Source organism: Pseudoalteromonas sp. APC 3691 (genome assembly GCF_030408135.1).
Lineage (GTDB): Bacteria > Pseudomonadota > Gammaproteobacteria > Enterobacterales > Alteromonadaceae > Pseudoalteromonas.
This window is the reverse complement of record NZ_JASDCB010000032.1, coordinates 13,072-25,434: the sequence shown is the minus strand read 5'-3', so window position 1 is coordinate 25,434 and position 12,363 is coordinate 13,072. Positions and strand designations below refer to the sequence as shown.

At 38.5% G+C, this 12,363-nt stretch carries 13 protein-coding genes; 2 read left to right on the top strand and 11 right to left on the bottom strand.

What is annotated here, in order from left to right; all coding sequences use genetic code 11:
* The first annotated feature begins 47 nt into the window (after positions 1-47).
* Positions 48-1,109: a hypothetical protein gene (locus QL998_RS11715; protein WP_290192732.1), complete on the top strand. Its 1,062-nt coding sequence runs from the start codon at positions 48-50 to the stop codon at positions 1,107-1,109.
* A 91-nt stretch (positions 1,110-1,200) separates the two neighbouring features.
* Here QL998_RS11715 and ttcA read toward each other — a convergent pair whose 3' ends face one another.
* The 11 genes from ttcA to ccoN all read right to left on the bottom strand — a co-directional run bounded on the left by ttcA (position 1,201) and on the right by ccoN (position 11,292).
* A complete protein-coding gene (gene ttcA / locus QL998_RS11710; protein ID WP_024599147.1) occupies positions 1,201-2,115 on the bottom strand; it encodes a tRNA 2-thiocytidine(32) synthetase TtcA in 915 nt (304 codons plus the stop codon).
* Between the two features lie 172 nt (positions 2,116-2,287).
* Positions 2,288-3,214: a universal stress protein UspE gene (gene uspE, locus QL998_RS11705; RefSeq protein WP_024606034.1), complete on the bottom strand. Its 927-nt coding sequence runs from the start codon at positions 3,212-3,214 to the stop codon at positions 2,288-2,290.
* A gap of 94 nt (positions 3,215-3,308) precedes the next feature.
* On the bottom strand, positions 3,309-4,055 hold the full coding sequence (locus tag QL998_RS11700) for an FNR family transcription factor (RefSeq protein ID WP_024596435.1): 747 nt from the start codon (positions 4,053-4,055) through the stop codon (positions 3,309-3,311).
* A gap of 41 nt (positions 4,056-4,096) precedes the next feature.
* Positions 4,097-4,768 carry a sulfite exporter TauE/SafE family protein gene (locus QL998_RS11695; RefSeq protein WP_024596434.1) on the bottom strand — a complete coding sequence of 224 codons (672 nt, stop codon included), beginning with the start codon at positions 4,766-4,768 and terminating at the stop codon, positions 4,097-4,099.
* On the bottom strand, positions 4,761-4,928 hold the full coding sequence (gene ccoS / locus QL998_RS11690; RefSeq protein WP_002963071.1) for a cbb3-type cytochrome oxidase assembly protein CcoS: 168 nt from the start codon (positions 4,926-4,928) through the stop codon (positions 4,761-4,763). The genes QL998_RS11695 and ccoS overlap by 8 nt, the downstream gene beginning before the upstream one ends.
* Positions 4,925-7,300, bottom strand: a complete 2,376-nt coding sequence (locus QL998_RS11685) for a heavy metal translocating P-type ATPase (protein WP_290192731.1) — start codon at positions 7,298-7,300, stop codon at positions 4,925-4,927. Before QL998_RS11685 ends, ccoS begins: the two co-directional genes overlap by 4 nt.
* A gap of 8 nt (positions 7,301-7,308) precedes the next feature.
* Complete coding sequence (locus tag QL998_RS11680) at positions 7,309-7,800, bottom strand: FixH family protein (RefSeq protein WP_024606035.1); 492 nt, start codon at positions 7,798-7,800, stop codon at positions 7,309-7,311.
* 148 nt (positions 7,801-7,948) lie between these two features.
* On the bottom strand, positions 7,949-8,983 hold the full coding sequence (ccoP, locus tag QL998_RS11675) for a cytochrome-c oxidase, cbb3-type subunit III (RefSeq protein ID WP_024606036.1): 1,035 nt from the start codon (positions 8,981-8,983) through the stop codon (positions 7,949-7,951).
* The gene (locus tag QL998_RS11670; RefSeq protein ID WP_010554061.1) at positions 8,980-9,165 is read right to left on the bottom strand and encodes a cbb3-type cytochrome c oxidase subunit 3; all 186 of its coding nucleotides are present in this window, start codon (positions 9,163-9,165) and stop codon (positions 8,980-8,982) included. The genes ccoP and QL998_RS11670 overlap by 4 nt, the downstream gene beginning before the upstream one ends.
* A 6-nt stretch (positions 9,166-9,171) precedes the next feature.
* Positions 9,172-9,846, bottom strand: coding sequence for a cytochrome-c oxidase, cbb3-type subunit II (gene ccoO / locus QL998_RS11665; protein ID WP_010554062.1), 675 nt, complete (start codon positions 9,844-9,846; stop codon positions 9,172-9,174).
* Between the two features lie 12 nt (positions 9,847-9,858).
* Complete coding sequence (gene ccoN / locus QL998_RS11660; protein ID WP_007585649.1) at positions 9,859-11,292, bottom strand: cytochrome-c oxidase, cbb3-type subunit I; 1,434 nt, start codon at positions 11,290-11,292, stop codon at positions 9,859-9,861.
* A gap of 342 nt (positions 11,293-11,634) precedes the next feature.
* On the opposite strand from ccoN, the gene QL998_RS11655 reads away from it, so the two are divergent.
* On the top strand, positions 11,635-12,060 hold the full coding sequence (locus QL998_RS11655; RefSeq protein ID WP_290192730.1) for a hypothetical protein: 426 nt from the start codon (positions 11,635-11,637) through the stop codon (positions 12,058-12,060).
* Positions 12,061-12,363 lie beyond the last annotated feature (303 nt).

The following is a 12,363-nucleotide window of genomic DNA, read 5'->3' as shown; positions in this document are numbered from 1 at the left end:
GATTAGTATTAAAAACTATACGCCTTATAAAAGATTGAAATATAAAAATGAAAAAATTTTATGTCGTTGCTTTAATTATTAGCACTATTTTATTTTCGCTATGGTTTACTGGTAAAAATGACACTCATAAAGTTGTAGAGCCAATAAAACCACAGATTAAACACAGTGCGAACGCAGCTGATTTATCACCTGTAAAAGTGATTCCCATAGATGTACCTAAAAAAAATAAAACACAATCAAAAAAGCAAGTCGCGTTTAATGAAGACTTAACAAAAGCGGCGCAGCAAGTGGTTATGCAATACCAAAGCGCACTCAAATTTCCTCCTTATTCTCAACCATTAAGCCCACTAGATGAAGACCGATTAAAACCAAACCAGTTTTACCCTGTGTCAAGCCCTATTGACGAAAGTGGTGATGCTTTAACGTTAAGTATTAAGCAGTATCGTTTTGTATACCCAGAAGAAATAATAATAAGAGTAAGTGCTCAAGGACTTGGTAAAGTAGTCGTTGAGCTTGCCAATATAGATACAAAGGAAGTATTAAATACCCATACGGGCAATGCACGTGAAGGTGAGGCAACTATCACCTTTAAAGGAGAGGATGATTACCCTCGTAGTTTGCAAGTGTTTGTAGAGGGTGATGTTGCTGGTAAAAAAGTCCCTGTAGTTGCACAAATTCAATATATGGCGCCGAGTGCGACTTTAACAGGTTTTGAAACTGCATATGCACAAGATGAAAACATGGTCGTGCCAGCTAATTTAACAGTGATAAAAAGCGGTTTGTATCGTGTTAGGGCTAACTTATACAGTGGCGATACACCACTTGCTCATTTAGTATCTAAAGAGCGGTTAGCACAGGGAAGCCAAACACTTAATTTGAAAGCTCACTGGTCGGTATTACCACAAGGTATTACAGATATGCGTTTAAGTGATTTTGTAATTGAGAAAATGTCCCCAAGCCCCGGTGAGCGTTACAGCTTTGGGAATAGTGAAATAAGTCACTTTGATATTAACGATTTTTCGTACGATAGCTTGCAACAGTTGCCATACCAGGCCAATGCACAAGAAAAGTTAAGTTTAGAGTTTTTACAAGGTTTAGCTGAGAGTTAAAGTAAAGCTTAAGATTAAATTGGTAAATTAAAGGGTTTGTATATAAATACAAACCCTTAATCCTTTACTCTTAGCTAACTATAACTAAAAGTTAGCTAAGATTTATAGTAACTACACTTGGCACTTCTTGTTCATCAATTTCACTACTTACTGGTACTTTAGGTATGTCAGGTTTATCAAGGGCGATATCGCCACCATCAATTACTTCACCTGTTTGTAAGTTTTTAAAATCAAATAAGTCAGCATCAGCTAAATGTGAAGGCACTATGTTTTGCATTGCTGTAAAAATACTTTCGATACGCCCAGGATGCTCCGCATCCCATTTTGCAAGCATTGCTTTTGTATGTTTACGCTGTAGGTTTTCTTGTGAGCCACAAAGATTACAAGGGATTATAGGGTAGCCTTGTGCAAATGCGTATTGGGCTATATCGGTTTCTTTGCAGTATGCAAGTGGGCGAATAACCATGTGCTCGCCATTATCACTCATTAATTTAGCCGGCATACTTTTTAGTTTACCGCCATAAAACATGTTCAAAAATAAGGTTTCAATCATGTCATCACGGTGATGCCCAAGGGCTATTTTAGTAGCGCCTATCTCATTTGCTGTGCGGTATAAAATACCACGACGTAAGCGTGAGCAAAGTGAACACGTTGTTTTACCTTCAGGGATAATATCGGTAACAATGCTGTAGGTATCTTCTTCTACAATTTTGTACTCAACATTTAGTTTATCAAGGTACTGGGGTAGTACATGTTCAGGGAAACCTGGTTGTTTTTGATCAAGATTTACAACAACTAGGTCAAACTTTATAGGTGCTACACGTTTTAAATGTTGAAGCATTTCAAGCATGGTGTAGCTATCTTTGCCGCCTGATAAACACACCATAATACGGTCGCCTTCTTCAATCATATTGAAGTCCATAACAGCTTGACCAGTTTGGCGACGTAAACGCTTTTGCAGCTTATTTAAGTTAAATTGAGCTTTAGCTTGATCTGAGTGTGACAATTACGCCCCCTAGTAAAACAATACAGCAAAGTTATTTGCTAAAAATAAAGGGGCGTATTATACCCAAACCACCTGAATATGCGAGTTTAGGATGTAATTAAAAGCAATTTAAACACGGTATTTTTAGCAAGTAGTATATGAGCTGTTACTTGCTAAAAATCTTTTGGTTAATCTAGTTTTTTGCAAGTGGGCTCACGTAACCATCGGGTTTGAGTGCCAGTACATCACAGTCTAGGCTATCAATTACATGCTCTGCTGTGTTACCTACAAGAGCAGCACTTAAGCCGGTACGCCCAACGGTACCAATAACAACTAATTCGCTATTTAACCGCTTCGCTACATCAGGGATTACATCCTCTGGCAGGCCTTCTTCAATAAAACATTGCTCTGGGTTTAAATTAAACTCTGCAGCAAGTGCATTGGTTGATTCATGATGATGTTTTTTAACTGATTCGTTATAAAGCCCCGGGTTAAACTCAGGAATTTCGATTGCGATATTTATGGGCGTTGCAGGATAAGCATTAACTAAATTAAGTTTTGCGTTGGCAAGTTCACATAAAAATTGTGCGTCTTTAATAACGCGTTTATTAAGTGCTACATGCTCTTCATTTTCGCTAACTGCATTTACAGCAGCTAAAATATTACCGTGAGCAGGCCACGCCATTTCTTTTACAAATAAAACCGGAGCTGGGCATTTGCGTACTAAGTGCCAATCGGTCGGGGTAAAAATAACGGATTTAAGTGCACCATGTTGATGTGTGCCTTTAATTACTAGATCGTACTTTTCATCAATTACAGTATCGATTATGGCTTCGTAAGGGCGATTATGCCAAACCACTTGGGTTTCAATATTTATATCTTTGTAAGGAGAGACTAAATCGTTTAGCCATAGCTCACGATCTTTTAGTACAGCGTCACGCATTGCTTCGCGTTCATCGCCTGATAGCATGGTTGTCATTTCGTAAGAGAAGTCGTAAACCGTCATAAAAGCGGTAATACTTGCGCCAGACTTTTTAGCTAAATCTATTGAACGTGCTAAGCCGTGTTGATCGTCTTTGGTAGGGTCAATAACCGCAATAATGCGTTTAATAGTGTTCATATGCTACTCCATTTACATAACGGGTGTACATTTAGTGTAACGTAAATATAAAACAGTTAAAGGGGTAGCATATAAATTGTTGTTCTAAATCAAACTATTTAATTTGACGAGGCTTAACAATTGCCGCTGTTTTAGCCAAGGCATCATTATCTAAAATTGTAATAAATTTACCTTCTACTTTAATTAAGTCTGCTTTTTGAAAACGACTTAATAAACGGCTAATCGTTTCTACAGTTAGACCTAAGTAATTACCAATTTCACCGCGAGTCATCGTAAATCTAAATTCCTTACGCGAAAAACCGCGCTCACCAAAGCGCTCAGATAAGTTATAAATAAAACTAGCTAGGCGCTCTTCTGCTGATTTTTTATTGAGTAGTAACAGCATTTCTTGATCGTAAGTAATTTCGCTACTCATTAAACGCATTATTTGTTGGCGAAGTTTAGGTAATTTCCCTGATAGTTCGTCAAGAGTATCGAATGGGATTTCGCAAACCATTGACGTTTCAAGTGCTTGTGAAAAACTGGGATGAGTCATTTTATTTATCGCATCAAAACCAACTAGATCGCCAGCTAAATGAAAGCCAGTTATTTGCTCATCACCTCGCTCTGATAATGTGTACGATTTAAATGAGCCTGAACGTACCGCATAAATAGCCTGTAAAGGTGCGCCTGATTCAAATAAGTAGTCGCCTTTATGGAGAGGTTTTTTTCGCTCAATAATTTCGTCTAGCTTGTCCATTTCTTGGCCATTAAGTGAAAATGGCAAACACAATTGACTAATACTGCAGTTATTACAGCTAATAGCACAATTACCTTTAGTACGGCTTTGAGAGAAATCCATAATTTAATCCGTTTAAATTTTTATTCACGACATTGTGTAGATTAATGTACCAACTTGTCGGTTGCAATAATCAATAAGTAGATACCATACCAAATTATAACACTGCCTAAAACAATTCGGGTCCATGGATGGTTAATAATAGTATTTAGTTTTTGCGCTGCAACGCCTAACGTGATCATCGCGGGAAAAGTACCCAGAGCAAAGCAAAGCATAACTAAAGCACCATCTAAAGCACTAGGACTAGTCATCGCCCATGTAAGCGCTGAATATACTAAACCACAAGGCAGCCAGCCCCACAAAGCACCGTAACCTAGGGCTTTAAAAGGAGAGTTGATAGGCATTAAATATTTATTTAGTTTAACAATGTGTTGCCACACCAAGGTTTTGCCAATTCTTTCTAACCACTGCAAAGTAGGGCCCAAGCGCATTATATACACGCCAACGAGGAGCATAAAAATAGCAGCAATGAATGAAAGGGCTAAAGAAAAGGACGTATTTTGCCTTGCAAATTGACTACTAATTCCTGCAACAAGTGCGCCTGCTGCCATGTAGCTCAGGGCACGTCCAACATTATAGGCAAATGAATAGGTAAATGTTTTGCGTTTGTCACTAGCCAGTTGTAATGAGCTTGCAATACCGCCACACATAGCAATGCAATGACCGCTACCGATTAGGCCCATTAAAAATGCGCTGGTATAAAGAGGGTCAATCATTACTTTTATTATGTTGCTCTTTGTCGTCTTCAAACAAAATACTATGACCTTGCTTGTTTAAATCTGAAAACTGCTCACTTTTTACGGCCCAAAAAAATACGCCAATAGCAATAATGACAAATAAAATGGCAATAGGGATCAAAATGTAAATTATGCTCATAACTTTAATAGCCTTAGTGAATTACTAATCACAATAATTGAGCTGGCAGACATGCCAATAACAGCCATCCATGGGGCTACTAAGCCCAGCGCTGCCAATGGTAATATGGAAGCATTATACAATAAAGACAGCGCAAGATTTTGTTTAATAATACGTCTGGTTTGTTTGGCAACATTAAGTAAATGACCAATGGAGGCTAAATCGCTATTAAGAAGCACTACATCAGCACTATTTTTTGATATGTCAGCACCGGTTTCCATAGCAATTGATAAATGCGCACTGGCAAATACTGGGCTGTCGTTTATGCCATCACCGACCATAGCAACCACTTCGCTTTGTGAAGACCATTGCTCAACTGCGGTTTGTTTATCCTGTGGGGAACATCCTGATTGTACGCTTTCAAGTTTAAGCTGTTTAGCTACTTTTTGCCCTGCATCTGACGCGTCACCGGTTAACATATGACACGTTAAGTTTTGCGATTGAAGAGACTCTATAAGCTTTTTCGCATCGTTTTTTACTTTATCAACAAAGTAAAAACGTGCAACAACTTGTTTATTTATATATAAGCTTGCTTGTGCATTCGATTTTTTGCTATCAAACCAGCCACTTTTACCAATTGCGTAATGATGAGTTGTATCTTGTGCGCTAATTCCTAGCCCTGGATGTACTTCAACGTTATCAAGAGTGTTATGAACGGGCGTGATTTCATCAAAAGCGCTGGCAATAGGATGCTCAGAATAACGCTCTAGCATGGCTGCCATATCTAGCACTTGCGTTTTTGTATATTTTTTATCGATTATATCTACTTCATCAAGGCTAAATTTACCTTGCGTAAGTGTGCCTGTTTTATCAAATGCAAATAAAGTGATTTGTGAGAGTGTTTCGAGCACATGTGCTTGTTTTATTAATACGCCTTTTCGAGTAAGTGTTGCCACTGCACATGTAAGCGCGGTGGGTATAGCTAAACTCAGCGCACACGGGCAGGTAGCAACTAAAACCGAAATGGTGATCCAAAATGCGTGCTCAGGATCAATTTGGTACCAGCCGATCGCTGTAAGTGAAGCAAATACAAGCAAACAAGCTATGAACCACTGTGCGACTTTATCAGTAATTTCAACTAGTTTAGGGCGCTTGGTTAATGCGTTATGTTGCAGGCGTATTATTTGATTTAAAAGTGTATTTTGGCCAATTTTATTAATTTTTATTTCAATAACGCCGTCGTGGTTAACGCAACCGGCATAAACATTGTGACCAATAAATTTAGTTACAGGTTGATGCTCCCCCGTCATCATTGACTCATCAACGGTGGTTTTACCTTTAATTAGTTCGCCATCGGCAGGAATCGTTTCACCCGCTTTAATAAGTACTACGTCATTAAGTTTTAGTTTTTTGGCTGCAATTATAAGCTCTTCGCCACTTTCGTTAATGGTGCGGGCTGTTAATGGCAATAGTTTTTGTAAGTTGGCAGTAAACTCACTGGCTTTTAAACGCGCTCTAAATTCAAGGTATTTACCTAATAACAGTAAAAAGGTGAACATACACACAGATTCAAAATACACTTCGCCGACTTGCATAAATGTGGCGTAACAACTTGCGCCAAATGCGCCAAAAATAGCCAGTGATACGGGTAAATCCATATTGAGCTGTTTTGCTTTCAAGCCATTTATAGCATTGGTTAAAAAGGGCAGTGCGCTATATAAAACAACAGGGGAGGCAAGTACTAAGCTGATCCATCTAAAATACTGCTCAAAGTTACTGTCCATGCCTGAAAACATGCCAAAGTACATGGCAAATGCAAACATCATTACTTGCATGGTCATTAAACCAGCAACACCTAAACGGCGAATATAGGCTTTTGCAGTTTGTTGCTTTTGCTGAGCTTCAATATCTGATTGAAATGGGTAGGCTTTATAACCAATTTTAGCTAAGGAAGTAATAACTTCACTTAATGGGGTGCTGGTTTTATCCCATTGAATCATCGCGCGGTTGGTAGATGTATTTACATCAACACGCTTAACTGAGGTTAAATTTAAGAGTTGTTTTTCGATAAGCCATGCACAAGCGGCGCAGGTTATACCTTCAACGCTTAATAATACCTCTGAGATATTATCGTTAGTGGCTATAAATTCGTCTTGAATGTCTTCGTTGTCATAACTTTTTATAAATGCGAGTTGCTCAGGTACCAGCTGTTCGACCTTTCCAGCACGAACCGTTCGGTATTTATAATAATCGGTCATACCTTGATCAACAATATTTTGCGCAACAGCTTGGCAGCCAATGCAACACATTGGCTGAGCTTTATCGTCAATTATAACGTTTGCGCTAAATCCGTTTGGCACACTTTCAAGGCAATGAAAGCAAGAGTTAGACATAGTTATTACTACTTATAATTAGGAGTAACTAAAACGGTTTGTTCAGTTGGTAACGTTATATTTTCTTTCATTTTCCAACTGCCATCTATTGGCTCAATAAAGACAGAGTAGGCACCTTGCGTATACTCGTTAAGTAATGCAGTAAATTCTTGATTAGCATTAGGCGTAAGCGTAACTGCAAAGTCATGTGCTTTAATGGTGCGGTGATAAAAAGATAGCTTCAACGCATGTACATTACTAAAGTCGCCTTTAGAAAATCTAAAGCTTACACGCTCGTTTGTTACATTTAATTCGCCATGTAGATAAAGTGCTTTTGCTTTTTCAAACTTAGTCAGTTCTAAGTTTATTGCTTTACCTTTTTTGTAGTAGTCGTCAACAACCATATCTGGACCGTTACCTATTGCCGTAATAAATAAGCTAATACAGCCAATAATGGCAACTAACGGAAAAAAGATTAAAAACCAAGGCCAAAAATTTTTATACCACGGAGTAGGTTGCATAGTTGCTCTAAATTAGTTTAGGGAGGTTTATTTTATAGGAATTATACGTAAAAGACTAAAAAAAAGCCTCACAGTGGAGGCTTTTTTGATCTGGATTAATCTATTGAATTAAATAAATTAATTTATAAACATTTTATTAACCGCGTGCTTATTTATCTTGCGATAAACTGTAAACATAGGCAGTTAATAAGTGAATCTTATCTTCACCTAAAATGTCTTTCCATGCAGGCATTACACCGGCACGGCCGTGGTTAAGCGTTTCTTCAACAGCACGTTGAGAACCACCATATAACCAAATGTTATCAGTCAGGTTAGGCGCGCCAAATGGTAAGTTATGTGCAACTGACCCTTTACCATCAGCACCATGACATGCGGCGCACATAGCAAACTTAGCGGCACCTGCGTCTGCGTCTTTTTGGTTAACAGTACGACCAGAAAGGCTCAGCACATGTGCTGTCATTTCTTTAACGCCTTGTTCGCCAAGAGCAGGACCCCAAGCTGGCATTGCTGCAATACGACCATAAAGAAGTGTTTCTTTAATTTTGTCAGGTGTTCCGCCATATAACCAATCTTTATCAGTTAGGTTAGGGAAGCCAGCACCACCACGTGCATCAGAGCCATGACATTGCGCACAGTTTTGTGAAAATAAACGCTGACCAATTTCAATGGCTACTTGGCCATCTGTTTGCTCATGTTTATTACCATTATCAAGTGCTATTTGCTGTGCAGCATCACCTTCAAATTTAGAGTTAACTAAATCTAAAACGGGTACTTGTGCAAGTTTATTAAAAATAGGACCAAAGCGCTCTTCTGCAGCTTCGTACTCTTTATCAAGTTTTACAAAGCGACCATCCGCTTTTGCCTCTGCAACTGCTTTTTTAGATTCAGCTAAAGACGTAATACCTTGATTAGAACTAGTCCATTTACCTAAACCTTCCCAGTTGCCTAAACCTGGGTAAGCTGCAAGGTAATATACTGACCAAATGAAAGTTGCGAAAAACATGTAGGTCCACCATTTTGGTAGTGGATTATTTAGCTCTTCAATGCCGTCAAATTCATGTCCACAGCTTTCACCTTCTTTTACGCCAGCATAGTTTTTTAAGTTCCAAACTAATAGGCCAAAGATGATGCATAAGCATGCAAGGGTTAATACAATAACCCAAATACTCCAAAAGCTAGTCATTTTTCAGACTCCTTTTCCTCGTTAGAGAGCGTGTTGTCATGTTTTTTTTCATCTTCAAAAATGGCATTAGCAGCGCTGTCAAAACGAGTTTTGCTTCGCTTGCTATATGCCCATGCAACAATCACAATAAACAATACTAAAATTACCAGAGTCAAAATGCCTCTGTATGTTCCGTAATCCATAATTTTTTACTTCAAGTGGGTACCAAGTTGCTGTAAATACGCGATGAGAGCTTGGATTTCTGTTGCGCCTTTGCCATCATTCATAGCATTAACTTTATCAACATCTGCTTGAAGCTCTGCATCATCGCCATAACCTAAACCCGGATGTTTTGGGTTTTCTGGGTTAATAGCAAAAGTATCACGGAAAAGTTGTAGTTTTTTCAGAGTAAGGCTTGTATCAACCGTATTCTCTGCTAACCAAGGAAAGCCTGGCATGTTTGACTCAGGAACCACAGCACGTGGATCAACTAAGTGAGCATAATGCCAATCATCCGAGTAGCGCTTACCAACACGAGCCAAGTCAGGACCAGTACGTTTAGAACCCCATAAAAACGGATGATCCCATACTGATTCGCCTGCTACAGAGTAGTGACCATAACGCTCAACTTCATCACGAAAAGGACGAATCATTTGTGAGTGACAGTTAGAACAACCTTCACGCACGTAAAGGTCGCGGCCTTCCATTTCTAAAGCGTTAAGAGGGCGTAAACCCTCTACTGGTTTAGTTGTATCGTCTTGAAACATTAGCGGAGTGATCTCAACTAACGCGCCGAAGCTAATAGCAAAAACAGTCAGAATAGCCATAAGGCCAACGTTCTTTTCTACTATTTCATGTTTGTTTTGTGAATTTTTCTTGCTCATCATCTCACTCCGTTATGCTAATTGTGCTTGCGCGTCTAGTTTCAGAGATTCTTTCTCAGCTGAAATAGTGCGGTAAACGTTATAAGCCATAACTAACATACCCGTTACGATGAATACACCGCCTACAAAGCGCATGATATAGAAGGGATGCGACGCTTCTAAAGACTGCACAAAGCTGTACATTAATGTACCGTCAGCATTCACTGCACGCCACATTAGACCTTGCATTACACCTGAAATCCACATTGCAACAATGTATAAAACAACGCCTACAGTGTGTAACCAGAAGTGGGTATTAACCAATTTAACGCTATACATACGACCTTGCGCGAATAGCGCAGGAATTAAGTGGTAAATAGCACCAATTGAAATCATAGCAACCCAACCTAGTGCACCTGAGTGTACGTGGCCGATTGTCCAATCTGTGTAGTGAGATAACGCATTTACAGATTTAATTGCCATCATAGGACCTTCAAACGTAGACATACCGTAGAAAGACAATGAAACAACTAAGAAGCGTAGTACTGGATCAGTACGTAGTTTATGCCATGCGCCTGATAGGGTCATAATACCGTTAATCATACCACCCCAAGACGGTACGAATAGGATAATAGACATAACCATACCTAAACTTTGCGTCCAATCAGGAAGCGCAGTGTAGTGAAGGTGGTGAGGACCTGCCCAGATGTATAATGAAATTAATGCCCAAAAGTGAACTACCGATAAACGGTATGAGTAAACTGGGCGACCTGCTTGTTTTGGTACAAAGTAATACATCATACCTAAGAAACCAGCAGTTAATAGGAAACCTACAGCGTTATGACCGTACCACCACTGAACCATAGCATCTACCGCACCTGCGTAGATTGAGTATGATTTAGTTAACGACACAGGCACTGCCATGCTGTTTACAATGTGTAGTACTGCAACAGTAATAATAAAGCCAGCATAGAACCAGTTAGCAACATAAATGTGCGACACTTTACGCTTGATTAAAGTACCAAAGAATACAATAGCGTAAACAATCCAAACCACAGCGATTAAAATATCGATTGGCCATTCAAGTTCTGCGTATTCTTTTGAGCTAGTAATACCAAGTGGTAATGTAATTACTGCTAATACAATAACTAGCTGCCAGCCCCAAAATGAAAAGGCGGCGAGTTTGTCTGAGAAAAGACGCGTTTGACAAGTACGTTGTACGACGTAATAAGACGTCGCAAACAGTGCACTAGTACCAAATGCGAAAATTACTGCGTTCGTGTGTAACGGACGTAGTCGAGAGTAAGTTAACCATGGTGTATCAAAGTTAAGTGCTGGCCAAGCTAATTGGGCAGCAATCAGAACCCCAATACTCATGCCAACGATGCCCCAAATCACTGTCATAATAGCGAATTGGCGTACAACCTTATAGTTATACTCAGTTTGTGATGCTACTGTTTGGCTCATTTTCTGGCTTCCGCTGCAATAAATGCGTTTAGAAATGAATTACCCACCTTTAAAAGTGGGGCCTACTATTTTCCCCAAGCGTGTTATCTAAAACTTTCAATACATGAAAACTTCAGAAAAAAAAACTTGAGAAACCCTTATTTTTTTGCGGGTGAAATGATAAATTTTTTGGCCTAAAAAAGATAGGTCAATTACATAAAATTATGACATCAATCAAACTTTGTGAGCTTGTTGTTTATTTTTTGATACAGTTTGTGCCTAATTTGGCCTAATAGTAACACTCGCACTTGTTATTTACAGTCACGATTATTAGTATTTGCTTTTCTTTAGTGCGAAATTGTTATGTTTATATATAGATTAAGTTTATTTACGGCGGTGTTTTTTTTATTAACAGCGTGTGATTTCTCTAAAAATACAGATGAAAAATTTCTTAAAAGCACTACATGTGTAGCTAATTTACCTTGCACTTTTTCAAATGGTGTTAAAGTATGGTTAAGCGAGAAAACCCTTTCCCCCGAAACCCCATTTACTATTTTTAGTGATTTACCAACAAACATTACAATTGAAGATGCCAAGCTAAAAGGTATTACTATGTACATGGGTTACATTCCTCAGCAGTTTAAAAAACATAATGATTTGTGGCAAAGTAATACTATGGTAGGTATTTGTTCTGAGCAAAATATGCTTTGGAATTTAGAACTAACCGTTAAAGATAATGCCACCTCTGTAATACAAACACACAATTACTCTTTTTACGTAACGTATTAAAGTTGCGACTACAAACTCTTGTATACAGCTTACATTTTTGATGTGAGTTCGTTTTCTTATACATACGATTATTTGAGTGACAAGATCAATAAAATTGCCTTTTTAGGTTTTAATACTGACAAAACTTCAATAGTGAATAAGTGCTCTCAAAAAGTTCAACTTTAATTACGACTGAATAAAAAATCTAATCAAAAAACCTTCCAAAGAGGCTAAATAAGACTATTTAAGCACCAAGCATGCATAAATATGGTTATTAATTAACATTTAGTTTTGCGGTTTTAATAATGTGCTGTGATTAAGTTG

Bases quoted from the DNA above. Each gene is read 5' to 3' on its own strand.
- QL998_RS11670 (WP_010554061.1), bottom strand. From the start codon at position 9,165: ATGGATTACGGAACATACAGAGGCATTTTGACTCTGGTAATTTTAGTA.
- QL998_RS11700 (WP_024596435.1), bottom strand. From the start codon at position 4,055: ATGGATTTCTCTCAAAGCCGTACTAAAGGTAATTGTGCTATTAGCTGT.
- QL998_RS11655 (WP_290192730.1), top strand. From the start codon at position 11,635: ATGTTTATATATAGATTAAGTTTATTTACGGCGGTGTTTTTTTTATTA.
- QL998_RS11695 (WP_024596434.1), bottom strand. From the start codon at position 4,768: ATGATTGACCCTCTTTATACCAGCGCATTTTTAATGGGCCTAATCGGT.
- QL998_RS11680 (WP_024606035.1), bottom strand. From the start codon at position 7,800: ATGCAACCTACTCCGTGGTATAAAAATTTTTGGCCTTGGTTTTTAATC.
- uspE (WP_024606034.1), bottom strand. From the start codon at position 3,214: ATGAACACTATTAAACGCATTATTGCGGTTATTGACCCTACCAAAGAC.
- ccoN (WP_007585649.1), bottom strand. From the start codon at position 11,292: ATGAGCCAAACAGTAGCATCACAAACTGAGTATAACTATAAGGTTGTA.
- QL998_RS11685 (WP_290192731.1), bottom strand. From the start codon at position 7,300: ATGTCTAACTCTTGCTTTCATTGCCTTGAAAGTGTGCCAAACGGATTT.
- QL998_RS11715 (WP_290192732.1), top strand. From the start codon at position 48: ATGAAAAAATTTTATGTCGTTGCTTTAATTATTAGCACTATTTTATTT.
- ccoS (WP_002963071.1), bottom strand. From the start codon at position 4,928: ATGAGCATAATTTACATTTTGATCCCTATTGCCATTTTATTTGTCATT.
- ccoP (WP_024606036.1), bottom strand. From the start codon at position 8,983: ATGACTAGCTTTTGGAGTATTTGGGTTATTGTATTAACCCTTGCATGC.
- ccoO (WP_010554062.1), bottom strand. From the start codon at position 9,846: ATGAGCAAGAAAAATTCACAAAACAAACATGAAATAGTAGAAAAGAAC.